The sequence below is a fragment of the Magnetospirillum sp. genome (genome assembly GCA_027532905.1).
Lineage (GTDB): Bacteria > Pseudomonadota > Alphaproteobacteria > CACIAM-22H2 > CACIAM-22H2 > Tagaea.
Window position 1 is genome coordinate 222,856 of the sequence record JAPZUA010000005.1, and the last position, 25,796, is coordinate 248,651.

Consider the following 25,796-nt stretch of genomic DNA (forward strand, 5'->3'; position numbering starts at 1 on the left):
AACCGGCTTAGCCGAACCCACTTAGGCGAAATCGTCGCCGCCCCCGAAGCTGCCGCCATCGTCGTAGCCCGCATCGTTCGAGGCGACGTCGTGGTAGCCCGGATCTTCGTAAGGCTGCTCGGGCGCCTGCGCCATCTCGTTCGGGGCCATTTCGGCCGGCGCCGGAGTCTCGGCAGCCGGGCTTGCGGCCTGCGCCGATTGCTGGAAAGCCCCGCCGGGCTCGCTCGCCATCAGCCCGCGCACCGCTTCGAACAGCATGAGTCCGCCCGCCACACCGGCGGCCGTCGCAAAAGCCGAGCGCAGAAAAGAGCCGCCCTGGGGAGCCGCCGCCTGCGCACCGGCGTTTTGGCCGAACATGCCGGGCCGCACCATCGGCTGGGCGCCCGCACCTGTTGCGGGCACCGAGCCTTTGCGGGCCCAGGGCGAATTCGGCAGCAGCCCGTCGAGGAAGCTCGATTTGGCCGGCGCTGCGGGTGCATGGGCCGCAGGCCCGAGTTTGGCTTCAAGCTCGCGGATCCGTTCGTCGGCGAGCTTCAGCGCATGCTCCTGCACGAGCGCCATCTGGGTAAGCGTATAGGCGGCCCCGGCGTCGCGCTGGACGGCGTCGCGGATGAAGGCTTCGGCCTCGCGGTCTTTCTGTGCGGCCGGTTCCTGGTTTTTGGCGATGCGCTCGAACAGCTCGCCGATCATTTTCTTTTCGTCGGGCGTCATGGCAATTCACCTTTTTGCGGGGGAAAATTTCGACTTCAAGTATGCCACAGCGCGCATGACAAAACGAATCGACCCCGCGACCTATCAAGCCGGCTCCGCCACGAATTCGGCAAGATCCTTGGCGAGATCGGCCACGGCCGCATCCCACAGACGCTGGCCCGCTTCGATCGACGCAAGGTTCGGGTTCGAGCCGATCCGCCCATCGGGGAAATTGCGCCGATAGTCGGCAGCATCGGTGAAACTGCCGCGCGGGGCGATCTCGGGCTCGAGCTTCATCTTGCGCACGGCCTCCGGATAGACGGCCCAGGTCAACGACACTTCGGACGGCGTCGCATGGCTGCCTTCGGCACCGGCATAAAGCTCGCGGCTGATTTCTTTGACGCGGCCCGAATCGTACCAGTTGCGCAGGCGGCAGCGAATGTTCGGGCGGTTGGACGCGCGCATCAGCGACGCCTCGGCATAGATCTCCGAGAAGGCGGCACTGAAGGGAGCCACGTTGCCGCCATGCCCATTCACGAAATAAAAGTGCGAAAAACCATGGCGCGCGAGACTCTCGACATTGTCCTTCACGACAGCGATCAGGGTCGATGGACGCAACGTCATCGAGCCCGGAAAGGCCAGATGGTGCTGCGCCATGCCGACCGCGATCGTGGGTGCCACCAGCGTTTTCGTGGTCTCGCCAAGCTTGCGGCCCACCGCCTCGCCGCAGATCGCATCGGTGCCGATGAGGCCCGTGGGCCCGTGCTGCTCGGTCGAACCGATCGGCACGATGATGGCGGTCGAACGCTTCAGATAGGTTTCGACCTCGGGCCAGGTTTGCAGATGCAGCAGCATGGGGCGGTTCCTCCGATTCTGGGGCGCGGATCATGCGGCGCTTTGGCCCTCTCGACAAGACGGGCCGACGCGGGCTAGAAGCCCGTACCCATTCGACTGGCTATTCGACCCCGATCAGGAGTGCGGCCCCGTGAAGATCACCCAGAAGGTCAAAAAGATCCTCGCCAACTACGAAAGCGACAATCCCGGCACCAAGGCGAACTTGGCCCGCATCCTTTCGACCGGCAAACTCGCCGGGACCGGCAAGCTCGTGATCCTGCCGGTCGACCAGGGCTTCGAGCATGGCCCCGCCCGCTCCTTCGCACCCAACCCCGACGCCTACGATCCGCATTACCATTACCAGCTCGCGATCGACGCGGGCTGCTCGGCCTATGCGGCCCCGTTGGGCCCGCTCGAGGCGGGGGCGGACACGTTTGCCGGCGCCATCCCGACCATCCTCAAAATGAATTCGTCCAACAGCCTTGCCACGATCAAGGACCAGGCCGTGACCGCGTCGGTCGGCGATGCGCTGCGCCTGGGCTGTGCGGCCATCGGCTTTACGATCTATCCCGGTGCCGAAGACCAGTTCGCGATGATGGAAGAAATCCGCGAGCTGTCGGAAGAAGCCAAGTCGGTCGGCATTGCGACCGTGATGTGGAGCTATCCGCGCGGCGGCAAGCTCGACAAGGCCGGCGAAACCGCACTCGACGTGACGGCCTATGCCGCACACCTCGCGGCTCTGTTGGGCGCGCACATCATCAAGGTGAAGCCGCCGACCAACGTTCTGTGGCAGCCGGAAGCCAAGGCCGCCTACGAAAAGGCCAATGTCGACATCTCGACGCTCGACAAGCGCATCGCGCACGTGGTGCAGAGCTGCTTCAACGGCCGCCGTCTTGTCGTGTTCTCGGGCGGCGAAGCCAAGGACGAAGCCGCGTTGCTCGCCGAAGTGACGGCCCTGCGCAACGGCGGGGCGACGGGCTCGATCATCGGGCGCAACGCCTTCCAGCGCAAACGCGAAGACGCGCTGTCGCTGCTCGGCAAGATCATCGACATCTACAAGAGCTGAGGACCGCAAGCTTGCCCGCACGCACGGCACTCTATCTGATCACCCCGCCCGAACTCGATCCGGCGAAGTTCGCTCCCTTGCTCGACGAAGCGCTGGAGGCGGGCGACGTCGCCAGCTTCCAGCTGCGCTTGAAGGGAGCGACGGATGCCGCGATCGCCAAAGCGGTCAAGGTTTTGATGCCGATCGTGCACAAGCACAATGTCGCGTTCCTGATCAACGACCGGCCGGATCTTGCGACCAAGCTCGATTGCGACGGCGTGCATATCGGCCAGGAAGACGGCACGTTGGCCCAAGCGCGCGCCATCGTCGGCAAGGACCGCATCTTGGGCGTCACCTGCCACGATTCGATGGATCTGGGCTTCGAAGCCGCCGACGGCGGTGCCGACTATGTGGCGTTCGGCGCCTTCTTCGCCTCGAAGACCAAAGAAAAGCCCAAGGGCCAGGCAACGGTCGATCTTATCGAAGACTGGGCCGCAACGATCACGGTGCCGTGCGTGGCGATCGGCGGCATTACGCCCGAAAATTGCGGGCCGTTGGTTGCCGCCGGGGCCGATTTCCTCGCCGTCAGCGACGCCGTGTGGAACCACAAAAACGGTCCCGCCGCCGCGATGAAAGAATTCGCGGAAGCGATCAAGGCGAATACGCCGAGCGACGCCTAGGCCGCGCGGCTTTCAGGCGGCGCGCTGGCCTAGATACGCAGCGTCGTAGACCATGCGGCCTGCGACGAAGGTTGCCGCGACGCGCGGCAGTGCGCCCGACACGTCGATGGCGATGCAATCGGCGCGTTTGCCGAGTGCAAGCGTGCCGCGGTCGGCGAGACCGGCGGCCCGCGCCGGGTTTTCCGAAATCAGCGGCCAGAATTCGGCCAAGCCCGCCGCACCGCCGCCCAAACGCCACGCGGCCTGCAGCAAAGCCGGATAGTAGTAGTCCGACGCTAGGATGTCGCACAGGCCCGCGCGCACCAACGTCTCGGCCGACACGAGTGCGAGATGGCTGCCGCCGCGCACCACGTTCGGCGCCCCCATGATCACATGGTCGCCTGCGGCTTTTGCGGCCTCGGCGGTGGCGCGCGTCAGCGGAAATTCGGAAATGCGGCACCCCAATGTGCGGAATGCGGCGCGGTCTTCGGGGCTGCGGTCGTCGTGGCTGGCGAGCGCAATGCCGGCAGCACGCGCCGCCGACGCAAGCCGCGCGTTGGCGGCCGCCACGGCGGGCGCATAGGCCGCAATTCGATCGAGAAGTACGGCGTAGTCTTCGGCCTTCAACCCCGTGCGTTCCACGACCTTGGCGGCGTGCGCCGGCCCGCGCGACGCTTTCAGCATGCCGGTCGTGTGGTCGTTGAAAGCCAGCAGCGCCACGCGACCGTCGCCAAGCCACGCTTCGGCCGCGTCGAGCGCATCGAGATTGAACGTCTCCCAGCGCAAATGCAGCTTCGTGTCGCACGCCAGCTGCGCCCCGATACGCTCGAGTGCCGCGACAAAACGTTGCGCACGCTCGGTGCTGCGCAAGCCCGGCTCCCACGACCAGGTCAGCGCATGGAACGCCGTCGTAATGCCGTTGGCGACCAATTGCCGGTCGGTTTCGAGCAGCGCGATGTCGTCGTCGAAAAAGACGCCCGGTCGCGGCATCGCCTGGCGCTCGAATGCGTCGCCGTGGATGTCGACGATGCCGGGCAGCAGCAGCAAGCCGCGCGCGTCCCAAATCTTGGCGGTGGCGCCGACGGTCCCGAACCGGCCGTCGACCATTTCGATTTCGGCGGCGGCCAGAGCTCCGTCCGGGCCGGGAATGCGGGCATTGACGATACGCGTCGGGTGCATGCGTTTGGCTCCTTGGGACGTTTCGCGCTGTCGTAACTGCGAAACGTTACGGTTTTTCGCTTTTCCTGCGCGAGAGTCACATAACGCTCACGGATGCGTCATGTCGAAGCAATACCGCGGCGCGATGAAGAGAGGCTTCGTCACACCGTTTCGGGAGGACCGACCATGATCCGCCGCCATTTCCTGGCCCTTGCAGCGCTCGCAGCCATCGCAAGCCCCGCCCACGCGCAAGCGCCTGCCGAGCTGCGTTTTGCCGTGACCGACGTCGTCGGCCTCGAGAATCTGCAGCGCGAATGGGGACCGTTCCAGAAGGCCCTCGAAGCGCGCACCGGCCTCAAGCTCGCGTTTTTCGCCGTCACCAACCGTACGGCGGCGGTCGAGGCGATGAATGCCAAGCGCGTCGATCTCGTCTTCACCGGGCCTGCCGAATACGTCGTGTTCCGCACCCGCACCAACGCCGTGCCGGTCATCGCGCTGCAACGCACCGACTACTACGCCAACGTCGTCGTGCGCGCCGACAGCGGCATCACAGAAGTGTCCGAACTCAAGGGCAAGAAGGTCGCATTCGGGTCGATCGGCTCGACCTCGCGCCATCTGGGGCCGATGCAGGTGCTGGCCGATCAAGGCCTCAATCCGCGCGAAGACTTCCAGGTCACGCATGTGTCGGCCAATGTCGGCTTCGAAGCGCTCAAGCGCGGCGACATCGCGGCCATGGGCATGAACTACACCGACTTCCAGCGCCTCGTCGAACGCGATCCGGCCACGCCGTACTTTGTGATTGCGCGCGGCCGCGACTTGCCGCTCGACCTCATCCTGGCGGGCGCGCATATCGAGGCGTCGGTCGTCGAGCGACTGCGCAAGGGCATCGCCGACAACGCGGCCGAAATGACCAAAGCGATCCTCGCGGGCGAAGGCGAGAACGTGAAGTTCAAAGGCATGTCGTGGGTGCCGTCGATCCGCGACGCGGACTACAACTACGTGCGCAAGATGTACCGCACGATCGGCCAGACCCAGTTCGGCGAATTCGTCGGAAACTGAGCCGATGGTGCTGCCGGGTCTGCTGGAAGCCGAGCGCGCAGCGGCACTGCCGCAAAAGCCTGCGCGCCCGGTGCCCGGCACGTCTGCGCCCGTTCTCGAAGTGGCCGGCCTTGCCAAGCGCTTCGGCGCCGACAAGCCGGTCTTTTCCGACATCTCGTTTGCCGTCGGCAAAGGCGAGGCGGTCGCCCTGCTCGGCGCCAACGGTGCCGGCAAATCGACGCTGCTGTGCTGCTGTCTGCGGCTGGCCGAGCCCGATGCGGGGTCGGTCAAGCTGTTCAGCCGCGAACTTGTCGGTGCGTCGGCGGCACCGTTGCGCGAACTTCGCGCACGGGTCGGCTTTGTCTTCCAGCGCCACAATCTGGTGCCGCGCCTCAGCGCGCTTTCGAACACGATCCACGGCGCGCTGGGCCGCCGTGAATCCGCGCGCCTCTGGCCGCCGCAGCTTTGGTCGCAAGCGCTCGCCCCCGACGGCTTACGCGCCGAAGCGCTCGCGTGCCTTGCGCGCGTCGGCCTGGCCGAAATCGCCGCGCGGCGCTCAGACCGGCTGTCCGGCGGCCAGTCGCAACGCGTGGCGGTGGCGCGGGCCCTCATGCAAAAAGCCGAGATCGTTTTCGCCGACGAACCGGCGGCAAGCCTCGATCCGGCGGCGGGCGCCGAGGTGATGGCGCTGTTTGCCGATCTCAACCGGCGCGAAAAACTGACGTTCGTCTACACGACGCACAACCTTGCGCACGCGCTCGAGTTTTCCGACCGCGTGGTCGCCCTGCGCGCGGGCCGCGTGGAAATCGACGCGGCCACGCACAGCCTGCGCGCCGACGATCTGCGGGGCCTCTATGGTTGACCGCAACGTCGCCGCACTGCCGCCGCGCTTCGAACGGCCCGGATTGCTCGCCTTCGTGCTGTGGGTGGCGGCGGGTGCTTTGTTCGTGTCCGCACTGCGCGGCACCGGATTTTCGGCGACGGAGTTCGTTCAAGGCATTCCCAATATCGCGCGCATCGTGGGCGAGATGTTTCCGCCCTCGCCCGACCGGCTGGCCAAGGTCGGCTGGGCGCTGCTGGAGACGTTCCAGATGGCGTTGGTGGGTACTGCGGCCGGCGTGGTGCTGAGCCTGCCGCTCGCGATCCTCGCCACGCGCCATCTGACGCCGCACCCGGTTTTCTACCATGCGTCGCGCGCGCTCATCGCCCTGTTCCGGACCGTGCCCGACCTTGTCTGGGCGCTGGTTTTCGTCGTTGCGGTCGGGCTCGGCCCGTTTGCGGGCACGCTTGCGATCATGATCGACAAGATCGGTTTCTGCGGCCGCTTTTTTGCCGAAGCGATGGAAGAGGCCGACCGCAACCCGCAAGAAGCGCTGCGCGCGATCGGGGCGGGCCGCGTGTCGATCATTGCGGCGGCCGTGCTGCCCGCCGCAATGCCCTCGATGGTCAACACGTCGCTGTTCAGCCTCGAAAAGGCGACGCGGTCGTCGGTCGTACTGGGCCTCGTCGGGGCGGGCGGCATCGGCATCGAACTGCAAGTCTCGATGGAGCTGTTCCGCTACCCCGAGGCCGCGACGATCATCATCGCGATTTTCGTCCTCGTCATCGCGGTCGAGCGTTTCAGCGCGTGGCTGCGCCGCCGCATGATCTGACGCGCGGCCCTAAACCTCGAACCCTGCGAGCCGCGCCACGACGAGCACGGCGAACGCTGCCAAGCCCGCCGCACAGCCGAAATTGAGCGTGCGCCACAAAAACGGCCCGATCATGCGGCGCGTGGCGGCGACAAGGCCGGCACACACGAAACACCAGAGCAGCGACGACGTCATGAAGCCCGCCAGAAACACGGCGAAGGGCTGCCAGCCTGCGTGGCCCGGCGCGAGCACGGCGATGGTACCGCCCAAACCCGCCCAGTAGGTGATGTTCATCGGGTTCGACAGCGACATGGCCGCCCCCACGGCGATCCCGGTTTTGTCCGCGACACCTTCGGGTTCGTTCGGATCGAAGGCGGGCACCGGTGCCAGGCCATCGCGCACACTTTGGGCGGCGAGCCACAGCAGCAACGCCGCACCGGCAAGGGCAAGCGGTGCTTCCACATGCGGCAGCGTGAACAACGCACCCGCTCCCGCCAAGCCCAGCACGGCCCAGGTGAAGTCGCCCACGAGCGAGCCCACTTGCACCGCGAAGGCGGGGCCGTAGCCGCCGCGCAAACCGCGCCGCAACGTTTCGGCGAACACGGCACCCGGAACGACGTTGAACAGCAGGCCCAGAAAAAACGCCGCGACGAAGAGTTCGCTCACGCCGGCAACTCCGCCGCCAAGACTTGGCCCGTATCGGAATCGGTCAGATACAGCGTGCGGCCGTCGGGCGCGAGCACGGCATTCGTGATCGCGCGCCCGCCGCAGCTCACCAGCCGTAACAACGGCTCGCCCCAGTTGCTCAGAACCCACGCGCACCCATGCCCCGGATCGCACACGATCACGCGGTCTTGGCCGTCGACGACGAGCCCGTCGGGGCCCGACACGCCGCCCGGCAATTGCGCGAAGAGCTGCGTCTTGGCGCCGAGCGTGCCGGGATCGGCATTCACGCGCCAGATTTGGCCCGCCCGCGTCAACGCGACATAAAGATGCGTGCCCGCCCGGTTGAAGGCGAGGCCGTTGGGGCTCGGGCAATTGGCGAGAATGCGCGCGAGTGCGCCATCCGCGCCCAGCCGATAGACGCGGCCCGTGGGATCGTGCAGACCGGTTTGGCCCTGGTCGGTAAACCACACCGACCCGTCGGCCGCCAAAGCGAGATCGTTGAGACCCTTGAAGCTCTCGCTGTGCTGGGTCGCCAGCACGGGGGCGACAGCGCCGGTGCGCGCATCGATCGCAACGAGGCCGCGGCGATAGTCGGCCACCAACAGCGAGCCGTCGGCGCGGATTTTAAGGCCGTTGGGCCAGCCTTCGTATTGCGCCACCACGCGCCAATCGCCCGAAGGCGACACGGCCAGCACGCGCCCGAACGGAATATCTACAAGATAAAGCGTGCCGTCGGCGGCCAAGCACGGGCCTTCGAGAAAACTATCGACCGCCTGCCCGCCTTTGTTGGCGTCGGCCCACGCTGTGCGGGCTGGGGCACGCAAGCTTTCGGGCAGGCGCGCATGCATCTTCGTGTCGATGTCGCGCGGACGGGCAAACCAGCTCATAAAAGCTTCCTCTTGATGCCGGGCTTTTGGTGCCGGGGTTTCCCGGTTGCCAAGCGGGCGAACCCACGTTAGTTTCCCGGCCCTTCCCGAACCCTGGACATTTCGGCGGATATTAGAATGAAGATCATCGGCAGCGCCATCCGTGCGGGCAACGTCATCGAAGTCGACGGCAAGATGTGGCGCGTCATCAAGCACAATATCGTGAGCCCGGGCAAAGGTGGCGCCTTCAACCAGATCGAAGTGCGCGACATCAAGACCGGCACGAAGTCGAACATGAAGTTCCGCTCCGACGAAACGTGCGAGCTTTTGCGCGTCGAAGAGAAGGACCTCCAGTATCTGTACAAGGAAGGCGAACAATACACGTTCATGGACAACCAGTCCTACGAACAGGTGATGCTCGTCGAAGAGATGATCGGCGATCCGGCGGCGTTCCTGACCGACAACATGGTCGTGTCGGTGCAGTTCATCGAAGGCATTCCGGTCGGCGTCGAATTGCCGGTTACGGCGATCTGCACGATCGTCGAGGCCGATGCGGTCGTCAAAGGCCAGACGGCGTCTTCGTCGTACAAGCCCGCTTTGCTCGACAACGGCGTGAAGATCGGCGTGCCGCCGTTCGTGGCGGCTGGCGAGCGCGTGGTCGTGAACATCGCCGAGCGCGCCTATGTCGAGCGCGCCAAAGACTAAATGCGCCCGACCGCCCGCTCAGCCCTCTACAACGTGATGGAACGCGCGGCCCGCAAGGCCGGGCGCAATCTCGTTCGCGATTTCGGCGAGGTCGAACAGCTGCAGGTGTCGGTCAAAGGCCCCAGCGACTTCGTGTCGACCGCCGATCTCGGCGCCGAGCGCACCTTGCGCAGCGAGCTTGAGAAGGCGCGCCCCGGCTATTCCTTCCTGCTCGAAGAAGGCGGGGCGGTCGTAGGCAAAGATCCCGACCATTGCTGGATCATCGATCCGCTCGACGGCACGACGAACTTCCTGCACTCGATCCCGCATTTCGCGATTTCGATCGCTCTCGTCCACAAAGACGACATTCTTGCGGGGCTCATCTTCAACCCGGTCACGGACGAGCTTTATTTCGCCGAAAAGGGCCGCGGTGCCTTCCTCAACGACCGCCGCTTGCGCGTGTCGGGCCGCCGCGATTTGGGCGAAGCTTTGATCGGCACGGGCGTGCCGTTCCGGGGCATGGGCGACCATCCGCATTATCTGAAGCTTTTGGCCGCCACGATCGCCGAGACGGCGGGCGTGCGCCGGGCCGGTGCCGCCGCCCTCGATTTGGCTTATGTCGCGGCCGGGCGACTCGACGGGTTTTTCGAAATCGGCCTCAAAAAATGGGACATCGCGGCAGGCCTGCTGCTGATCAAGGAAGCAGGCGGTTTTGCGGGCGACATCGACGGCGGGCCCGATGCGCTCGCCACCGGCAACGTCGTGGCCGGCAATGCCAAATTGTTCGACCGGCTTGGCAAATTGCTTCGCGAAGCGGGCGGGTCGAGTTCTCCCCAGGTTTGAGCCCAAACGGCACGCAAAGCCGTTGTTTGCCGCCGCTGCATCGCGGTAAGGTCAGGGCCTTATGAGCGCACATCAGATCCCCCGCACCCCTCTCTTGGCCACAAGCGTCCTGGCCTTGGGCCTTGCCGTTGCCGCCACCCCGCTGGCCGCCCAACAGCAATTGCGCCAGCCGCGCCCGAGCGTCGAGGTCGATTGGTCCGTCCTCGACGAGATGCCGGTCCCCGGTGCTGAAACGCCGCAATTGCGCCTGCCGCGCAGTGCCACGGGCCCAGGTGCTGCCGCCCCTGCTGCAAATTTCGGCGGTTTGACGCCGCCGCGTACGGCACCCACACCGCTTGCCGCCGCGCCGACAAGCCCGGTGACGCGCGCCCCCTTGGTGCCGCCGTCGGGCAGCGGTTTTGTGCCGCCCGCAGCCCCGCCGACCTTCGGCGATGCCGCCCCCTCGACCGCCGTACCCGTGCCCGCAACGCCGGCCAATCCGCTCGGCACGCCGTCTGCCCCGCCGCCCGCGATGGCCGCCGCACCGCAAGCCATCACGCCGCCGCCGGCTGCCAATGCCCCCGCAAGCAGCGCCGGGCGCCCGACCCCGCCGACGCTCAATTCGTCCACACCCGCACCGACCGCGATGGCAAGTGCGCCGCCGCCGCCGCCCTCGGCCAACGTGATGCGCGCGCCGCAGACGATCGTACCGCCGCCTGCTGCGTCGGCGCCCAGCGCCCCGGCTCAAAACGCATCGGCACCGGCCGCCATCGCACCGCCGCCGGCGCAAATCGCTGCCCCAGCACCAGCACCGACTCCAGCACCCGCACCTGCCCCCGTGGCTGCACCGGCACCGGCACCGGCACCCGTTGCCGCACCGGCACCCGCCGCTGCGCCGGCACAAGTCGCAGCCGCACCGGCAGCTCGCGCGGCAACCGATCCGGTCGCACGGCTGGGCTTTGCCGCGGGCGGTGCTGAGCTCGGCGCCGACGCGCGGCCTTCGCTCGCGCGCGTGATCGAAGAATTGCAGCGCGATACGGCTGCGCGCTTGCAACTGCAGGCCTTTGCCTCGGGCGGCGACGACCAGGGCGGCCAAGCGCGGCGCCTGTCGCTGTCGCGTGCGCTCGCCGTGCGCGGCTATCTGATCGAGCAAGGGATCGCGTCCACGCGCATCGACGTGCGGGCACTGGGCCGTGCGAGCGACGGCCCGCCCGACCGCGTCGATGTGCTGCTGATCCGCCGCTAGACGCCGAGACCGGAAAGGCGAGCGCCGCGATGGACCAGCCGATCGGCCGCCCGACACGTTTTCTGGTTCGCACCTTGCTGTTCCTGGCGGCCGTCGGCGGCGTGGTCTATCTGCTGTTCGACGGCATATCCGAAGCCTTCCAACACCATCTGGCGCTGAACGGCCTCATCCTCGGCGTGCTCGCTTTGGGCATTCTGTTCAATTTCCGCCAGATCGTTTCGCTGAATGCCGAGATCGCGTGGATCGACAAGTTCCGCGCCAACCGCCCGGCCCTGTCGAACGAAGCGCCGCCGCGCCTGCTTGCCCCCATGGCCAAGATGCTTGGCGAACGCACCGGGCGCTTCAGTCTTTCGACCGCTTCGATGCGCTCGCTGCTCGATTCGATCGGCAGCCGCATGGACGAGAGCCGCGATCTGTCGCGCTATCTCGTAGGCCTGCTGATTTTCCTCGGATTGCTCGGCACCTTCTGGGGCTTGCTGCAGACCGTGGCGGCGGTGGGCGGCGTCGTTTCCACGCTGTCGGCCTCGACCGACACGGCCACCCTCTTCAACGATCTGCAAGCCGGCCTCAAAGCGCCGCTATCCGGCATGGGGACGGCCTTCGGCACGTCGCTGTTCGGGCTTGCGAGCTCGATCGTGCTCGGCTTCTGCGATCTGCAGGCGGGCCAGGCGCAGAACCGCTTCTACAACGATCTCGAAGAATGGCTGTCGGCGCAGACGCGCCTGTCGAGCGGATCCATCGGCGGCGGCGAAGGCGGGGAAACCGTGCCCGCCTACATCCAAGCCCTGCTCGAGACGACGGCCGACAATCTCGAGAATCTGCAGCGCACGATGGCGCGTGCCGAAGACGGCCGCGCCACCTCCGCAGGTGCGAGCCTGCAGCTCATCGACAAGCTCGGCCAGCTCGCCGACCAGATGAAGGCCGAGCAGCAATTGCTGCTGAAACTCGCCGAAGGCCAGATCGAATTGCGCACCGCCCTCGTCAAGATGGCCGAAGCGCCGCGCGGCGGCGGCGGGGCCGCGATGGACGACGCCACGCGCCTGCATATCCGCAACATGGATCTGGCCCTCGCGCGCGTGGTCGAAGAAGGCAGTGCCGGCCGCCTGCAGATGACGCAGGACATCCGCAACGAGATCCGGCTGTTGGCGCGCACCATCGCCAACCTCGCCGAAGAACCGCGGAGCTAGGCCACCATGCGCGGCGGCTCGCGCCGGCACGTGCGCACGATCGACGTGTGGCCGGGCTTCGTCGATGCGCTTGCGACGCTCGTCATCGCGGTCGTTTTCGTGATGATGGTGTTCGCGGTCTTCCAGTTCTATCTCAAAGACGTGATCGCCGGGCGCGACGACCAGCTCGCGCGCGCGTCCGCCCAGATCTCGGAGCTTGCGGCAACCCTCGCCCTCGAGCGCCGCCAGACGCAAGACATCCGCCAGCGCTTCGATGCCGTCGTCGCCGAATTGCAGGCGAGCCTTGCCGAGGCCGACAGGTTGAAGACCGAGGCGGCCGCCGCCACTTCCCTCTCGGCCGAGCGCGCCAAAGCGCTCGAAGACGCAAACAAAACGATCGACGCCGACCGCGCCAAGGTCGAAATGCAGCTGCGCGAGCTCGAAGCGCTCGCCTCGATGCGGCTCGAGATGGAGCGGCGCCTCGCCGCCGCCGAAGAGGCCACCACGGCCGAAAGGCGCGTGTCGAGCGAAGCGCAGGCGCAGGTCGCCTTGCTCAATCGCCAGACGGCCGAATTGCGCGAGCAATTGCGCCGCCTTGAAGCGATCCTCGCCGATTCGGAACGCAAATCGGCCGAAGCGCAGGCGCAGATCGTCGATCTCGGACGGCGCTTGAACTTGGCGCTCGCAAGCCGCGTGGAAGAACTCAGCCGCTACCGTTCGGAGTTTTTCGGCCGCCTGCGCCAAGCGCTCGGCGACCGCGCCGAAGTGCGCATCGTCGGCGACCGCTTCGTGTTCCAGTCCGAAGTGCTGTTCGCCTCGGGTGCCGCCACCATCGAACTCGACGGCGGGCGCCAGTTGCAGCGCCTCGCCGAAGTGCTGCGCGACACCACATCGCGCATCCCCAAGGAAATCGACTGGGTGCTGCAGGTGACGGGCCATACCGATCGGCGGCCCATCGCGACGCGCGAGTTTCCGTCGAACTGGGAGTTGTCGTCCGCACGCGCGATCTCGGTCGTGCGCTTCTTGATGGCCAACGGCCTGCCGGCCGAGCGGCTGCAAGCCGCCGGCATGGCCGAGTTCCAGCCCATCGACGAGCGCGACGACGAGGTGGGTTGGCGGCGCAATCGACGCATCGAATTGCGGCTCACCAATCGATGAGCTGGCCGGTGAAGCGGCGGCGCTTTCTGATTTCGGGATTTTGCTTGCTCGGCATGCCGGCCGCCGCCGCCCAAACTCCGGCCTTCGATGCGGGCTTCGCCGAATTCCGCCGCACGCGCGGTCTGCAAGTGACCGCTCCCGATGCACGGCTTGTGGCGGTCGCAGCCGCAATCGCAGCCGACAACGACGCGCGCGGCCGCCTCGACCATCGCGACGGGCAAGGCCGCGATCTTGGCGAGCGCGCGGCCGCAACGCGCGTCGCCTGGCGCATCGTCGCCGAAAATCTCGCGGTGGGGGCGGCAAGCGAAAGCGAAGCGCTCGATCTGTGGGTCGCCTCGCCGCCGCATCGCGCCAATCTCGAACTGCCTGCGATCACGCGCCACGGGCTGGCGCGCGCACGCACCTATTGGGCGCTCGTGGTGGCGGGCTGACGCGATGGCACCGGCTTTCGTCTTCGCACAAGCCGCCGCCGTTCGGCGACGTCATCAGGCGCATCCGACCGAACTTGGGTCGGTCGAGGTTGGGTATTGCCTTATTGACTTGTAGATAATACAATTTCCCAAATGGCGGAAATGGCAGGTGCGGTCTAGCAACCGCTCGACTGCTCGACAAAAAAGACGCCGGTCCGACGCAGCGTGTTCTGCCCGCGCCGGAACGCTCTGCTGGGGGACCCCACGATGCCCGACGACCACGCCAATGATCGGCACGTTTCATTCGAAATCCGCCCGCTCTCGGACCAATTCGCTGTCGAAATCGTCGGATTGGACCTGCGCAATCCGCTCGATGCCGCCGCGCGCGAGGCCGTGCTGGAGACGCTGATCCGGTTCAAGGCGGTCTGTTTTCGCGACCAGACGCTCAGCGGGGAGCAGCAGGTCGCATTCACGCAGCAATTCGGCCCGTTGGAGCTCTTCACGATCGCCAACCGGGGCATCGACAACCCGCTGCCGCTGCTGAATATCGTCACCAATCTCGGCAAGGACGGCAAGCCGACGGGCAATCTGGAGACCCGGCGCTGGCACACCGACAAATCCTTCCTTTCCACGCCCTGCTTTGCCACCATTCTGCATCCGGTGATCCTACCGTCGGCCGGCGGCGAGACATGCTTTGCCGACATGAATGCGGCATACGACGCGCTGTCGGCGCAGGAGAAAGCCAAACTCGAGAACGTCCGAGTGGTCCACAGCCGCGAATATTCCATTCGGCGGGCCGGCAAGGTGCCCACGCCCCAAGAGATCGAGGACGCCGGCCCGCCGATGGCCCATCCGCTGGTCCGCATCAACCCGTACTCGGGACGCAAAGGACTGTTCATGGGCGAGCACGCCTCGCATCTGGAAGGCCAGGAAGCTGCCGGGCGGGCGCCCATCGATGCCCTGGAGGCCTATGCAACCCAGGAGCAGTTCGTCTACCGCCATTCCTGGCGCCGGGGCGACGTGCTGATGTGGGACAATGGCAGCCTGCTGCATCGCGGCGACGACAACTTCAATGTCGGCGTCCAAGCGCGCGTCCTGCATCGTACGTGCCTGAGCGGCTTGGCGGCCAAGGCGGAGATTGCGGCGGTTTCCTGATGCCGGGAAATCAACCCCGGCATCCGACCGAATAGTTCCTCCAAAATTGCGGCGACGCGCATGGCGCCGCCGCGCGACGATGTTTCCCCTATGAAGGAGAAAACCCGATGACGCGCCTCGCCGATCTGTCCCGCCGCATGCTGCTGTCCGCGGCCGCCCTGTTGAGCCTCGCATCCGCGGCGCACGCCCAGTCCTATCCGAGCCGCGACATCACGCTCGTCATCCCCTTCGGCATCGGCGGATCGACCGACATCATCGGGCGCCAGTTCGCCGGCGATCTGGCGAAGGTGCTGGGTGCGAAGATCAACGTCGAGAACAAGCCCGGCGGAACGGGCACGATCGGCAGCACCCAGGTCATCCAATCCAGGCCGGACGGCTACACGATCGGCTTCGTCGCGAACGATGCGCTGGTGTTGCAGCCGCTGCTGAACCCCGCTCTGGTCTTCAAGACGTCCGACGACTACCAGCCGATCGTCAAGCTGGGCTACCGCTCGGACGTGCTTTACGTGCGGGCCGACGCGCCGTGGAAGACCTACGCCGACTTCGTCGCCGACGCCAAACAGAACCCCGGCAAGATGCGTGTGGCCATCCCGGGCGTCGGTACGCTGGGCGAACTCACGATCCAGAAGCTGAACAAAGTGGCAGGCGTGCGCATCGTCACGGTTCCCTTCAGCGGCGGCGGCGCCGAGGCCACGCTGGCCGTGCTCGGCGGTCGTGTCGAAGCCAGCGCCGGTTCGGTGTCGGTGGGTGCGGGCCATGTCGCTGCGGGCCGGTTGCGTGCGCTCGCGGTGTTCCAGCGCGGCAAACACGCGGTGTATCCCGAAGCGGCCTCGATCGACGACACCCACGGCGACGTGTCGATCCTTGCCGAGTTCTACGTCTTCGCGCCGAAGGGATTGCCCAAAGACGTGCTCGACAAGCTGGTCGCTGCCTCGACGCAGGTCGGTCGCAGCGACGATTGGGCTGCGTTCGCCAAGAAGCAGGATTTCGTGCCCGACGTGAAGGGCCCCGACGCGACGCGCGAGGACCTGCTCAAGCAAGGCAAGGACTTCGCCGAGCGGCTCGCCGACAAATAGGCAGGGCGAGCGTCCGCAATGAACGTCTCCCGCCTCCAGAAGCGCAAGGCCTACCTCGCGCTCGGCGCCGGAGGGCTGGCAATGTCCGCCGGATATCTCGGCATGTCGGTCCAGCTCCCGTTCGGCGAGCTGGCCCGGCCCGGCGCCAGCCTCTTTCCGATCGCGGTCGGCGTCATTCTCGCGTTCGCGAGCCTGAGCACCGTGTGGGAGGGTTGGCGCATGCCGGCCGCCGAGCAAGTGGAATTCCCTGCCCGCCAAGACGCTCGGCGCCTGCTGGTGCTGCTGGGCGCGCTGTTCGTGTACATCGTGGCGCTGCCGTGGCTGGGGCAGATCATCGCGAGTTCGCTGTTCCTGATCATGCTCATGCGCGTGCTGTCCGACGTGGGCTGGCCGCGCGTGATCGCCTATTCGCTGGCCATCTCCGGCACGCTTTACGCCGTCTTCGTGCGCTTGCTCAACGTCCCGATGCCGCGCGGCCTCCTGGATCTTTGACCGGAGTCGGCGCGAAATGGACCCCATCGAAGGACTATGGTACGGGCTGAGCCTCGCCTTTACGTACCAGAATCTTCTCGCCGCATTCGCAGGCGCGTTTGCCGGCACCGCGATCGGCGTGCTGCCGGGTTTCGGCCCGACGGCGGGCCTCGCGCTGCTGCTGCCTTTCACCTATGCGATGGGGCCAAGCACCGGGCTCATCATGATGGCGAGCATGCTCTACGGCGCGATGTATGGCGGCTCGACCACCGCCATCTTGATGAACATGCCGGGCGAAGCCGCCTCGGTGATGACCTGCATCGACGGCTACAAGCTCACCAAAAAGGGCCGCGCGGGCGCCGTGCTGTTCATCGTCGCCGCCGGCTCCTTTGTCGGCGGCACGATCTCCATCGTCGGCGTCATGTTGTTCGTGCCGACGCTTGCGGAGCTGGCCATCATTTTCGGCCCGGGCGAGTTTTTCGCGCTGACCGCAGGCGGCCTCTTGTTACTGTCGCGCATTTCCGCGGGCACGATGGCGGCCGGCTTGCTGCCGATGGCCATCGGCCTCCTGCTCAGCACCGTCGGCCAGGAAGCGGTGTCCGGACAGTATCGCTTCACCTTCGGTATCAACGACCTCGCCCAGGGGCTGGAACTGGCGGTGCTGGCGGTGGGTGTCTACGGCATTGCCGAGGTCATGGTCGTCGTCGAATCGCTGGCCGATCAGGCCAAGCCCATGCGCGTGCGGGTCCGCGAGATGCTGCCGACGCGCGCGGAAATACGTCGCTCCTGGGCGCCGATGGGGCGCGGCACGATCGTGGGCTTCCTCTTCGGACTGCTCCCGGGGCCGGCCACGACGCTGTCCACGTTCACGGCATACCGGCTCGAGAAGGCGGTCTCCAAGTACAAGCACGAGATCGGCGAAGGTGCGATCGAGGGAGTCGCCGCGCCCGAGACGGCCAACAACGCGGCGGCGACGTCGCTGATGGTGCCATTGCTCGGGCTCGGCATCCCCTTCAGCTCGGCGACGGCGCTTATGCTGGGCGCCATGATGGTGCACAACGTGCAGCCCGGCCCGCTGCTGATGACCATCCACCCGGAAATCTTCTGGGCCGTCATTGCTTCGATGTTCGTGGGCAACATCATGCTGGTGGTGATCAACGTCCCAATGATCGGGCTCTGGGTCAATATGCTGCGCATTCCCGCATACATCCTGCTGCCGACCATCCTGATGATGGCCGTCATCGGCTCCTACAGCCTGCGCAACAGCATGTTCGACGTATCCCTGCTGCTGGGGCTCGGCATCCTGGGCTACGTGCTGCGCAAGCTGGAATTCCAGCTCGCACCGCTGGTGGTCGGCGTGGTGCTCGGGCCGATGATCGAAAAGCATTTCCGCGAAGGGCTCTACATGAGCCAAGGCGACCTTTCCGTGTTCTGGAGCAGTCCGATCACGATCGGAATCTGGAGCGTGGTCTTCATCGTCGTCGCACTCGGCGGTATGTCGCGCCTTTGGAAGCGCATTTTCCCGCCGGGCGAGGGGGAAGGGTAGCGCTCGATCTTGCGGATCGCCGCAACGCTGCGCCTCGTGCGCGTCGCTGGCGAACTCGCGGGCAGCATCGCCCGCAGCCGCCGCGACGACGCGTTCGAGATCGAACATTTTTTCATCGCACACAAACGGCAGAAAAGCGGTCTCGGCAGTAACGTGCTCGCCGCCATCCTCGCCGAGACCGACGCGGCCGGCTTGCCGGTGCGTTTGGGCGTGCTCAAACGGAGCGACGCCGCGCGGCTCTACGAACGCCACGGCTTCCGCCGCACGCACAGCGAAGAATGGGACGATTATTTCGAGCGGCCTACAGGTTGACTTGCGTGCCGATTTCGACCACGCGTCCGGCCGGAATCTGGAAATAGTCGGTCGCACCGGCCGCATTGCGGTTGAGCAGAATGAAAAGCCGGTTCTGCCACAGCGGCAGCGGGCTGTCGGCTGCAGGCTTCAGTGCGCGCCGCGACACGAGGAACGACGTCGACATCGCGTCGAAATCCCAGCCCAGAGGTGCACACAGCGCAAGGGCGCGCGGCACGTTGGGTTCGTCCATGTAGCCGAAGGTCAGCGTGACGGCGGTGAAGTTGGCAGCCAGTCGCCTGAGCTTCACGCGGTCAGCGTCGGACACACGCGGTACGTCGGCGGTGGCGACGGTCAGGATCACGTTGTGCGCGTGCAGCACCTTGAAATGCTTGAGGCTGTGCATCAGGGCGACGGGCGCCATGTCGGGATGCGCCGTCAGGAACACGGCCGTTCCCGGCGTTTGGGCAGGCGGGCGCCGCTCGAGCATGGCGAGCAGGTCGGCAAGCGGCGTCTCGGCAGCGCGGTCTTTCTGCGCCAGCAGCTGCGCGCCCTTGCGCCATGTGCGCATCGTGGCCAGCACCAATGCCGCAACCAGAATCGTTGCATAGCCGCCTTCGAGTATCTTGACCATGTTTGCCCCCAGGAACACCACATCCACCGCCATCAGCGGCGCGAACAGCAGAGCCGCGCGCCACAGCTGCCAGCCCCAGCCGCGCACGGCGACTATCGCGGCCAGGATCGTCGTGAAGAACATCGTGCCGGTCACGGCGATGCCGTAGGCGGTGGCAAGCGAAGACGAGGTGCCGAACGCCAGCACCAGCGCCACGACGCCAACGGCGAGCAGCGCGTTGACGAGCGGCATGTAGATCTGACCCGCTTGCGCGTGCGACGTGTGCAGCACGCGCATCCGCGGCAGCAGTTTGAGTTGGATCGCCTGGCGGGTCAGCGAATAGGCGCCCGTGATCACCGCTTGGCTCGCGATGATAGTCGCCATCGTGGCCAGCACCACCATCGGGATCAGCGCCCATTCGGGATAGAGCAGGAAAAACGGATTCTCGAGCGCTTCGGGATTCTGCAGCACGAGAACGCCCTGGCCGAAATAGTTCGTGACGAGGGCCGGGAACACCGCGAACAGCCAAGCGGTTTGGATCGGTCGGCGGCCGAAATGGCCGAGATCGGCATAAAGCGCCTCGGCCCCGGTCACCGCCAGAAACACCGCCCCCAACACGACGAAGCCGACGGCCCCGTTGCGCGCAAGAAAGCCCGCCGCATGCGAGGGATCCGCCGCCGCCAGGATCGTCGGATCGCCGACGATGTGCACGAGGCCGCCCACGCCCATTGCCAAGAACCAGACGAGCGTGATCGGCCCGAACCACCCCGCCACAGCCGCAGTTCCCCGGCTCTGCACGGCGAACAGCGCCAGAATGATCGCAACCGTCGTCGGCACCACGAACGGCGCCAATTCGGGCGCGATCAACTTCAGGCCTTCGACCGCCGAAAGAACCGAGATCGCGGGCGTAATCAGCGCATCGCCGTAAAAGAGTGCGGCACCAATGGCGCCGATCACAAAGACCACCGGAGCGGAACCGCCAAGCGCGCGTTGGGCAAGGGCAACCAGCGACAACGTGCCGCCTTCGCCGCGATTGTCGGCGCGCAGCAGCACGAAGACGTATTTGAGCGTGACGACGATCACGAGCGCCCACACGATCAGCGACAGCAGGCCCAGCACCTGTTCGCGCAAGGCGGCTGCATTGGCGGCTGCATCGACGCCGCCCGCAGCCAAAATCGCCTCGCGGAACGCGTAGAGCGGCGAGGTGCCGATGTCGCCGTAGACGACGCCGATCGAGCCGAGCGTGAGGCCCCAGAATCCGGCGGGTGTTGCGGCGGCAGCGGCAGTGGAAGAAGAGGTGCGAAGGGCGGTGGTCATAACGGCTCCAAGGGCCCGGGATGCAAGCGGGCCACGCCCCCCGAAGATCGCCGGCGGCGCGTAAAGATTCGATGGGGATTGCGAGGTGCCTGCATAAAGAACCCGTAAAGACGGTGGACAAAGCAAGCCCGCCTGCCGCACACAAGATGCCAATGCGACGCCTTGCCTCTCCTTCGTCCACTGTCGGGGCCACTATCGGGGCCGCCGCCGCGATCGTCGCCGCCGTCACGGCGCTGAGTTCGATCGCTGCACAATTCCTGCCGGCCGCAAGTCTGCCGCTGCTGTTTCTGGTCGGCGTGCTGGTGGCGGCTCTGCGGCTCGGAATGTCGGGCGGCATCGCCGCATCGCTCGGCGCGTTCGTCGCCTACAATTTCTTTTTCATCGAACCCGTGCACACGCTGCGCGTCGCAGCACCGGCCGATCTCTTGTTGCTGGCCGTCTTCCTGTTTGCCGCCGCGACGACCGGATGGCTCGCAAGCCGTATGCGCGCCGAAGCCAGAACGGCGGCTGCGCGCGCGGCCGCCCTTGAGCGGCTCGCCGCCTTCACTGCCGAGATCGCCGCTTCGCGCGACGCTGGCGAGATCGAACGCCTGACGGTCGAACATCTTGCGGCGGCAGCCGGCGCTGCCGTGCTGCTGCGCTGGCGCCACGACCGGCTTGCGGTCGTGCACCGCATGCCGGAGAGCTTGGTGCTCGACGCGGTCGAACTGCAAGCGGCCGACCGCGCCTGGCGCCACGGCACGCGCGAAAGCCGCACCGTGCCCGGATGGGCCGGCAACATGTTCGTGTTCGTGCGGCTCGCCGACAGCGATGCCGTGGTCGGATTTCGCCCCGCAAACGACGCCCCCGATGCGGTGCTCGACGCCATGCTGCTGCAAGGCCAACTTGCCGCCGCGCGCGCGGTTTTGGGCGAAGCGGCGCGCAGCGCCAAGGAAGAGGCCGAAAAAGCGAATGTGCGTGCGGCCATGCTCGCGTCGCTGTCGCACGACCTCAAAACGCCGCTTGCGACCATTCTGGGGGCTGCGTCGAGCTTGCGGGAACTCGACAGCGGACTTTCGCCGGCGGCACGCGGCGAACTCGCGGCGGCGATCGAGGAGGAGGCGGGGCGCCTTGCGCGCTACGTCGCCAACCTCCTGCACATGACGCGGCTCAAATCCGGCATCGAGCCGAACGTCGATTGGGCCGACGCCAACGACATCGCCCAAGGGGCCGTCGCGCGCGCCAAGCACGCCTTCCCCACCGTGCGCTTCGCACTTGCTGCGGCGCACGCCGCACCGCTGCTGCACACCGATGCCGTATTGCTCGAACAGGCGATTTTCAACGTGCTCGAAAATGCCGCGCGCGTCTCGCCGCCCGGCCGGGTCGTCGCAGTGCGCGTCTGGGCCGACGGCGGGATGGTACGCGTTGCCGTCGCCGACGACGGACCGGGCATTGCCGCCGGCGATCTTGCGCGCGTCTTCGACCCGTTTTTCCGCGGTGCGGATGCGCGGCCGGGCGGAACCGGGCTTGGCCTTACGATCGCGCGCGACATTGCCCGCACACTCGGCGGCACCGTCGACATCGCGAGCCCCAAGGCCGACGGTACGGGCACGCAGATCGTCTTCGCATTCGCGGCTGCGAGCCCGCCAGGTGCCCCATGAGTGCGGCTGTCCTGATCGTGGACGACGAACCGCATATCCAGCGCTTTTTGCGCCACGCGCTGGAGGCTGCCGGCTACCGCGTATTGTCGGCCGAAACGGCGGCCGCCGCTTTCAGCGCCGTAAAGGCCACACCCCCCGACATCGCGATCGTCGATCTGGGCCTGCCCGATACCGACGGCATCACGCTCATCGGGCAGATCCGCCAGACCTCGATGCTGCCGATCATCGTGCTGTCGGCGCAGGACGACGAGGCGCGCAAGATCGCGGCACTCGACATGGGTGCGGACGATTTCGTGGCCAAACCCTTCGCGATCGGCGAATTGCTGGCGCGCTTACGCGCGTGCTTGCGTGCGCGCGCAAGCACGGGCCCCGTCGCGGGCGTGCTGCGCCTGGGCAATCTTGCGATCGACGCCGCCGCCCACGACGCCGCGCGCGACGGGCGGAAACTCAAACTCACCCCCAAACAATTTGAGCTTCTGGAATTGCTGGCCCGCAATGTCGGCCGCGTGCTGACGCATCGCCAGATCTTGACGCGGATCTGGGGGCCTGCGCATGTCGAAGACGTCGCGTATCTGCGCGTGTTCGTAAGCCAGCTGCGCCAGAAGATCGAAACCGATCCGGCACAGCCGCGTCTGATCGCGACGGTGCCGGGTGTGGGTTACCGGGCCGAAGAAAACGGCACCGGCGGCGTTTGAGCTAGCAGCCCGCTGCCCCCGACAGGACTTCGCGCACGCACGACGAGGTCAGCATGCCGCGCAAGCTGCCGTCGGCCCCGCGCACGATAGCACTGCGCACGCCAGAAGGCGCACCGCCGATATAGGCCGCAAGATGGCGCAAATAGGTCTCGAGCCGCTCGACGCGGTTGCGGCCCTGCGCCATTGCCTCGCAGCCGCGATCGGTGCCCTCGATCTCGCGTTCGGCGCGCAGCAGCAGAATGTCCGACGCCGCGTATTCGGCCGCCATGTCGCGCGCGAGCTGGCCTGCGGCATAGGCCGGCGCCACCACCGTGCCGTAGGGCCAAAGCTGGTAGCCTGCACAGCGGTCGCGCTCGACGAGGGCGAAGGGTGCGTCGGCGCGCGGGGCGCGGCGGTCGTCGAAATAGAGATGGGATTCGGGCGACAGCACCACGTAGCGCACGCGAATGCCGGCCGCACGCGGGGGCCCAAGCCCCTTGGCGACGGCGGCATAAAGCTGGATGAGGCGCGCACTCGCCCCGTAGCCGACGAGCTGGATCTCCTCGAGATCGGGATATTGCTGGCGGTCGGCCAGATACAGCAGCAACGCGTCGAGCACCGCGAACGACGAGACCGGTACTGCCGCATCGCGCAGCGTGACGGGCCGCGTCGATCCGCCGACCATCCAATTGTCGACCGTCCAGCGCGCGAAATCGGGGCCGAGCTGGTGGCGGTCGATATCCTGCTGCGAGAGGAACTGCGGCACCAGCAACGCCGCGTCGCCGCCTTCGGCGAGCCGTGGGCCGAGCGACGTTTTCAGCGCGTCGTAGACGGCAAAGGCGTCGCGCGTCGGCGTCTGGATCGCGATCGTGGCGCGCTTGATGCCGGGATGCGCTTCGACGAGCTTCACGTTCGAATAGACCGGCAGCAGCGTGGTGAGGCCGCCCTCGACCGGGACCGCAAAATCCTGGTCGGACAGAACTTCGGTCGCGCGCAGCACCTGGTTGCGCTGGCTGATCGTGGGCGCACTGCTGCACGCGGCCAACACGGCAAGCGTCGCTGCGACCAGCATTGCGCGCATACACGGCGATTTCATGGTGCCACCTTGCGATAGTTGGACGGCAGAACGGCCTCACCCGCGCCCAGATCGAGCGGGCCGACATTGAACTGCAGGGCCGCAAGCCGCGCATAGAGCCCGCCTTCGGCGGCCAGGCGCGCATGCGGTCCTTCGGCGACTTTGCGCCCGCGATCGAGCACGATGAGCCGGTCGGCGCGCACGACCGTCGCCAAACGATGCGCGATTGCCACGACCGTGCGGCCCTGGCCGAGCTTCTCGAGGGCCGCTTGCACGTAGCGCTCGCTCTCGGCATCGAGGGCACTCGTCGCTTCGTCGAGCAGCAATAGGGCCGGATCGCGCACAAGCGCACGCGCGATCGCGATGCGTTGGCGCTGCCCGCCCGACAGGCGCACGCCGCGCTCGCCCAGATACGTGTTCCAGCCTTGCGGCAGGCGCTCGGCGAATTCGTCGACATAGGCAGCACGGGCGGCCGCCATCACTTCGGCGTCGCTCGCACCGGCACGGCCGTAGCGGATATTCTCGAGCACGTCGGCCGCGAAAATCGTCGGCTCTTGCGACACAAGGCCGATGCGCGCGCGCACGTCGGCGGGATCGGCCTTGGTCAAATCCACGCCGTCGAGCCGCACGGTGCCGATCTGCGGATCGTAGAAGCGCAGCAACAATTGGAACACGCTGGTTTTGCCGGCCCCCGAGGGGCCGACGAGCGCGACCGTCTCGCCCTCGCGCACGGCGAAGGAAAGGTCTTCGAGTGCGGCACGATCGGGCGCGGACGGATAGCGGAAGGTGACGTTCTCGAACGACGCCGCACCGCCGCGGCCCGCGGGGAAGATCGCGGGCGATGCGGGGCGCGCAATATCGGGCCGGCTGTCGAGCAGTTCGAACAGCCGCTCGGAGGCCCCGGCCGCACGCTGCATGTCGGCCATGAATTCCGAAATGGCGCCGAAAGCGCTTGCAACCACGATCGCGTAGAACACGAAGGCGCTGAGTTGGCCGACCGTAATTTCGCCCTTGAGTGCCCCATGGCCGCCGATCCACAGCACGAAGCCGACCGCGCCGAACACGAGCAGCATCACCAGCCCGATCATTGCCGAGCGTGCGGCCGCTCGGCGCGCATTCGCACCGAAGGCTTCTTCCACCCGCGCGTCGAACTTGTCGCCGTCGGCTTGCTCGCGGTTGAAAGCCTGGACCGTGCGGATCGCGTTCAGCGTTTCGTCGATGTCGGCACCGACGTCGCCGAGCCGGTCCTGGCTTTCGCGGCTCAATGCACGCACGCGGCGGCCGAAGAAGATGATCGGGGCGACCACGAGCGGCACCACCAAAAGCGCCATCATCGTGAGCTGCGGCGAGGTGATCGCCATCATCGCAATGCCGCCCACCAGCAGCAGCACGTTGCGCAGCGCCATCGACGCGGTCGAGCCGACGATGGTCTGGATCGCGGTCGTGTCGGCCGTGAGGCGCGAGACGACCTCGCCCGTACGTGTGGCTTCGTAGAAGGCCGGCGACAGGCGCAGCGTGCTGGCGAACACGGCCTTGCGCAGATCGGCCGTCACGCGCTCGCCGAGCCAGGTTACGAGATAGGAGCGCGCGTAGGTCGCCCCTGCGAGCAGCAGCACAAATCCCACAAGCCCGCCCAAGGCCGCATCGAGCAGCGTTGCGTCGCCGCTCGCGAAGCCGGCATCGATGAGCCAACGCAAGGCACTGCCGAGCCCGAGCACGGAGGCGGCCGCAAGCGTGAGGGCAACGGCCGCAGCGAGCATGCGCAGGCGATAGGGGCGCAAGAATCCGCCGAGCCGTAGCAGGATGCGGAAATTGCGGCTGACGGGACGCGGGGCGGTGGGGGAGCGAGGATCGGCCATCGGATG

General features: G+C 66.7%; 26 protein-coding genes. 18 read left to right on the forward strand and 8 right to left on the reverse strand.

Going from position 1 to position 25,796, the window contains the following annotated elements:
- Nucleotides 1-21: 21 nt before the first annotated feature.
- Nucleotides 22-711 (reverse strand): DUF2076 domain-containing protein, encoded by a 690-nt coding sequence (locus O9320_17590; GenBank protein ID MCZ8312661.1) that lies wholly within the window; start codon nucleotides 709-711, stop codon nucleotides 22-24.
- Between the two features lie 84 nt (nucleotides 712-795).
- Complete coding sequence (locus O9320_17595) at nucleotides 796-1,545, reverse strand: creatininase family protein (GenBank protein ID MCZ8312662.1); 750 nt, start codon at nucleotides 1,543-1,545, stop codon at nucleotides 796-798.
- Between the two features lie 130 nt (nucleotides 1,546-1,675).
- On the opposite strand from O9320_17595, the gene O9320_17600 reads away from it, so the two are divergent.
- Nucleotides 1,676-2,590 carry a class I fructose-bisphosphate aldolase gene (locus O9320_17600; GenBank protein ID MCZ8312663.1) on the forward strand — a complete coding sequence of 305 codons (915 nt, stop codon included), beginning with the start codon at nucleotides 1,676-1,678 and terminating at the stop codon, nucleotides 2,588-2,590.
- Nucleotides 2,591-2,601: 11 nt separating this feature from the next.
- On the forward strand, nucleotides 2,602-3,249 hold the full coding sequence (thiE, locus tag O9320_17605) for a thiamine phosphate synthase (GenBank protein MCZ8312664.1): 648 nt from the start codon (nucleotides 2,602-2,604) through the stop codon (nucleotides 3,247-3,249).
- 12 nt (nucleotides 3,250-3,261) lie between these two features.
- Here the strand turns inward: thiE and O9320_17610 are convergent, their stop codons facing one another.
- Nucleotides 3,262-4,407, reverse strand: a complete 1,146-nt coding sequence (locus O9320_17610; GenBank protein MCZ8312665.1) for an alpha-D-ribose 1-methylphosphonate 5-triphosphate diphosphatase — start codon at nucleotides 4,405-4,407, stop codon at nucleotides 3,262-3,264.
- Between the two features lie 165 nt (nucleotides 4,408-4,572).
- Between O9320_17610 and phnD the strand changes: the two genes are divergently transcribed.
- The 3 genes from phnD to phnE are packed head-to-tail and all read left to right on the forward strand — an operon-like array spanning nucleotide 4,573 to nucleotide 7,076.
- Nucleotides 4,573-5,445 carry a phosphate/phosphite/phosphonate ABC transporter substrate-binding protein gene (phnD, locus tag O9320_17615; protein MCZ8312666.1) on the forward strand — a complete coding sequence of 291 codons (873 nt, stop codon included), beginning with the start codon at nucleotides 4,573-4,575 and terminating at the stop codon, nucleotides 5,443-5,445.
- Nucleotides 5,446-5,449: 4 nt separating this feature from the next.
- Nucleotides 5,450-6,286, forward strand: coding sequence for an ATP-binding cassette domain-containing protein (locus O9320_17620; protein MCZ8312667.1), 837 nt, complete (start codon nucleotides 5,450-5,452; stop codon nucleotides 6,284-6,286).
- Nucleotides 6,279-7,076, forward strand: a complete 798-nt coding sequence (gene phnE / locus O9320_17625) for a phosphonate ABC transporter, permease protein PhnE (protein MCZ8312668.1) — start codon at nucleotides 6,279-6,281, stop codon at nucleotides 7,074-7,076. Before O9320_17620 ends, phnE begins: the two co-directional genes overlap by 8 nt.
- 9 nt (nucleotides 7,077-7,085) lie before the next feature.
- Here the strand turns inward: phnE and O9320_17630 are convergent, their stop codons facing one another.
- Nucleotides 7,086-7,721, reverse strand: coding sequence for a LysE family transporter (locus O9320_17630; GenBank protein MCZ8312669.1), 636 nt, complete (start codon nucleotides 7,719-7,721; stop codon nucleotides 7,086-7,088).
- Nucleotides 7,718-8,608, reverse strand: a complete 891-nt coding sequence (locus O9320_17635; GenBank protein MCZ8312670.1) for an SMP-30/gluconolactonase/LRE family protein — start codon at nucleotides 8,606-8,608, stop codon at nucleotides 7,718-7,720. Before O9320_17635 ends, O9320_17630 begins: the two co-directional genes overlap by 4 nt.
- A gap of 117 nt (nucleotides 8,609-8,725) precedes the next feature.
- On the opposite strand from O9320_17635, the gene efp reads away from it, so the two are divergent.
- The 11 genes from efp to O9320_17690 all read left to right on the forward strand — a co-directional run bounded on the left by efp (nucleotide 8,726) and on the right by O9320_17690 (nucleotide 18,633).
- Nucleotides 8,726-9,292, forward strand: coding sequence for an elongation factor P (gene efp, locus O9320_17640; GenBank protein ID MCZ8312671.1), 567 nt, complete (start codon nucleotides 8,726-8,728; stop codon nucleotides 9,290-9,292).
- On the forward strand, nucleotides 9,293-10,114 hold the full coding sequence (locus O9320_17645; protein ID MCZ8312672.1) for an inositol monophosphatase family protein: 822 nt from the start codon (nucleotides 9,293-9,295) through the stop codon (nucleotides 10,112-10,114).
- Nucleotides 10,115-10,175: 61 nt separating this feature from the next.
- The gene (locus O9320_17650; GenBank protein MCZ8312673.1) at nucleotides 10,176-11,339 is read left to right on the forward strand and encodes an OmpA family protein; all 1,164 of its coding nucleotides are present in this window, start codon (nucleotides 10,176-10,178) and stop codon (nucleotides 11,337-11,339) included.
- A gap of 29 nt (nucleotides 11,340-11,368) precedes the next feature.
- On the forward strand, nucleotides 11,369-12,526 hold the full coding sequence (locus O9320_17655) for a flagellar motor protein MotA (GenBank protein MCZ8312674.1): 1,158 nt from the start codon (nucleotides 11,369-11,371) through the stop codon (nucleotides 12,524-12,526).
- Between the two features lie 6 nt (nucleotides 12,527-12,532).
- Nucleotides 12,533-13,663 (forward strand): peptidoglycan -binding protein, encoded by a 1,131-nt coding sequence (locus O9320_17660; protein ID MCZ8312675.1) that lies wholly within the window; start codon nucleotides 12,533-12,535, stop codon nucleotides 13,661-13,663.
- The gene (locus O9320_17665) at nucleotides 13,660-14,094 is read left to right on the forward strand and encodes a CAP domain-containing protein (GenBank protein MCZ8312676.1); all 435 of its coding nucleotides are present in this window, start codon (nucleotides 13,660-13,662) and stop codon (nucleotides 14,092-14,094) included. Before O9320_17660 ends, O9320_17665 begins: the two co-directional genes overlap by 4 nt.
- 246 nt (nucleotides 14,095-14,340) lie before the next feature.
- On the forward strand, nucleotides 14,341-15,228 hold the full coding sequence (locus tag O9320_17670; GenBank protein ID MCZ8312677.1) for a TauD/TfdA family dioxygenase: 888 nt from the start codon (nucleotides 14,341-14,343) through the stop codon (nucleotides 15,226-15,228).
- Between the two features lie 107 nt (nucleotides 15,229-15,335).
- Nucleotides 15,336-16,304 carry a tripartite tricarboxylate transporter substrate binding protein gene (locus O9320_17675; GenBank protein ID MCZ8312678.1) on the forward strand — a complete coding sequence of 323 codons (969 nt, stop codon included), beginning with the start codon at nucleotides 15,336-15,338 and terminating at the stop codon, nucleotides 16,302-16,304.
- 18 nt (nucleotides 16,305-16,322) lie between these two features.
- Nucleotides 16,323-16,796 carry a tripartite tricarboxylate transporter TctB family protein gene (locus O9320_17680; GenBank protein MCZ8312679.1) on the forward strand — a complete coding sequence of 158 codons (474 nt, stop codon included), beginning with the start codon at nucleotides 16,323-16,325 and terminating at the stop codon, nucleotides 16,794-16,796.
- Between the two features lie 16 nt (nucleotides 16,797-16,812).
- On the forward strand, nucleotides 16,813-18,321 hold the full coding sequence (locus O9320_17685) for a tripartite tricarboxylate transporter permease (GenBank protein MCZ8312680.1): 1,509 nt from the start codon (nucleotides 16,813-16,815) through the stop codon (nucleotides 18,319-18,321).
- A 9-nt stretch (nucleotides 18,322-18,330) separates the two neighbouring features.
- A complete protein-coding gene (locus O9320_17690; GenBank protein ID MCZ8312681.1) occupies nucleotides 18,331-18,633 on the forward strand; it encodes a GNAT family N-acetyltransferase in 303 nt (100 codons plus the stop codon).
- Here O9320_17690 and O9320_17695 read toward each other — a convergent pair.
- Nucleotides 18,623-20,542: a potassium transporter Kup gene (locus tag O9320_17695; protein ID MCZ8312682.1), complete on the reverse strand. Its 1,920-nt coding sequence runs from the start codon at nucleotides 20,540-20,542 to the stop codon at nucleotides 18,623-18,625. The genes O9320_17690 and O9320_17695 overlap by 11 nt on opposite strands.
- 152 nt (nucleotides 20,543-20,694) lie before the next feature.
- On the opposite strand from O9320_17695, the gene O9320_17700 reads away from it, so the two are divergent.
- Nucleotides 20,695-22,182 carry a DUF4118 domain-containing protein gene (locus O9320_17700; GenBank protein ID MCZ8312683.1) on the forward strand — a complete coding sequence of 496 codons (1,488 nt, stop codon included), beginning with the start codon at nucleotides 20,695-20,697 and terminating at the stop codon, nucleotides 22,180-22,182.
- Nucleotides 22,179-22,877, forward strand: coding sequence for a response regulator (locus O9320_17705; GenBank protein MCZ8312684.1), 699 nt, complete (start codon nucleotides 22,179-22,181; stop codon nucleotides 22,875-22,877). Before O9320_17700 ends, O9320_17705 begins: the two co-directional genes overlap by 4 nt.
- Before the next feature lies 1 nt (nucleotide 22,878).
- On the opposite strand, the gene O9320_17710 is transcribed toward O9320_17705, so the two are convergent.
- The gene (locus O9320_17710; GenBank protein MCZ8312685.1) at nucleotides 22,879-23,952 is read right to left on the reverse strand and encodes a hypothetical protein; all 1,074 of its coding nucleotides are present in this window, start codon (nucleotides 23,950-23,952) and stop codon (nucleotides 22,879-22,881) included.
- Entirely contained in the window at nucleotides 23,949-25,790 is a 1,842-nt protein-coding gene (locus tag O9320_17715) for an ABC transporter transmembrane domain-containing protein (GenBank protein ID MCZ8312686.1), read from the reverse strand. The genes O9320_17710 and O9320_17715 overlap by 4 nt, the downstream gene beginning before the upstream one ends.
- Between the last annotated feature and the right edge of the window lie 6 nt (nucleotides 25,791-25,796).

Coding starts and splice junctions, on each gene's coding strand:
- O9320_17695 (MCZ8312682.1), bottom strand. CDS start 20,542: ATGACCACCGCCCTTCGCACCTCTTCTTCCACTGCCGCTGCCGCCGCA.
- efp (MCZ8312671.1), top strand. CDS start 8,726: ATGAAGATCATCGGCAGCGCCATCCGTGCGGGCAACGTCATCGAAGTC.
- O9320_17635 (MCZ8312670.1), bottom strand. CDS start 8,608: ATGAGCTGGTTTGCCCGTCCGCGCGACATCGACACGAAGATGCATGCG.
- O9320_17590 (MCZ8312661.1), bottom strand. CDS start 711: ATGACGCCCGACGAAAAGAAAATGATCGGCGAGCTGTTCGAGCGCATC.
- O9320_17715 (MCZ8312686.1), bottom strand. CDS start 25,790: ATGGCCGATCCTCGCTCCCCCACCGCCCCGCGTCCCGTCAGCCGCAAT.
- O9320_17645 (MCZ8312672.1), top strand. CDS start 9,293: ATGCGCCCGACCGCCCGCTCAGCCCTCTACAACGTGATGGAACGCGCG.
- O9320_17700 (MCZ8312683.1), top strand. CDS start 20,695: ATGCGACGCCTTGCCTCTCCTTCGTCCACTGTCGGGGCCACTATCGGG.
- O9320_17595 (MCZ8312662.1), bottom strand. CDS start 1,545: ATGCTGCTGCATCTGCAAACCTGGCCCGAGGTCGAAACCTATCTGAAG.
- O9320_17705 (MCZ8312684.1), top strand. CDS start 22,179: ATGAGTGCGGCTGTCCTGATCGTGGACGACGAACCGCATATCCAGCGC.
- O9320_17685 (MCZ8312680.1), top strand. CDS start 16,813: ATGGACCCCATCGAAGGACTATGGTACGGGCTGAGCCTCGCCTTTACG.
- O9320_17680 (MCZ8312679.1), top strand. CDS start 16,323: ATGAACGTCTCCCGCCTCCAGAAGCGCAAGGCCTACCTCGCGCTCGGC.
- O9320_17675 (MCZ8312678.1), top strand. CDS start 15,336: ATGACGCGCCTCGCCGATCTGTCCCGCCGCATGCTGCTGTCCGCGGCC.
- O9320_17710 (MCZ8312685.1), bottom strand. CDS start 23,952: ATGAAATCGCCGTGTATGCGCGCAATGCTGGTCGCAGCGACGCTTGCC.
- O9320_17660 (MCZ8312675.1), top strand. CDS start 12,533: ATGCGCGGCGGCTCGCGCCGGCACGTGCGCACGATCGACGTGTGGCCG.
- phnD (MCZ8312666.1), top strand. CDS start 4,573: ATGATCCGCCGCCATTTCCTGGCCCTTGCAGCGCTCGCAGCCATCGCA.
- O9320_17620 (MCZ8312667.1), top strand. CDS start 5,450: ATGGTGCTGCCGGGTCTGCTGGAAGCCGAGCGCGCAGCGGCACTGCCG.
- O9320_17655 (MCZ8312674.1), top strand. CDS start 11,369: ATGGACCAGCCGATCGGCCGCCCGACACGTTTTCTGGTTCGCACCTTG.
- O9320_17670 (MCZ8312677.1), top strand. CDS start 14,341: ATGCCCGACGACCACGCCAATGATCGGCACGTTTCATTCGAAATCCGC.
- O9320_17665 (MCZ8312676.1), top strand. CDS start 13,660: ATGAGCTGGCCGGTGAAGCGGCGGCGCTTTCTGATTTCGGGATTTTGC.
- O9320_17610 (MCZ8312665.1), bottom strand. CDS start 4,407: ATGCACCCGACGCGTATCGTCAATGCCCGCATTCCCGGCCCGGACGGA.
- phnE (MCZ8312668.1), top strand. CDS start 6,279: ATGGTTGACCGCAACGTCGCCGCACTGCCGCCGCGCTTCGAACGGCCC.
- O9320_17650 (MCZ8312673.1), top strand. CDS start 10,176: ATGAGCGCACATCAGATCCCCCGCACCCCTCTCTTGGCCACAAGCGTC.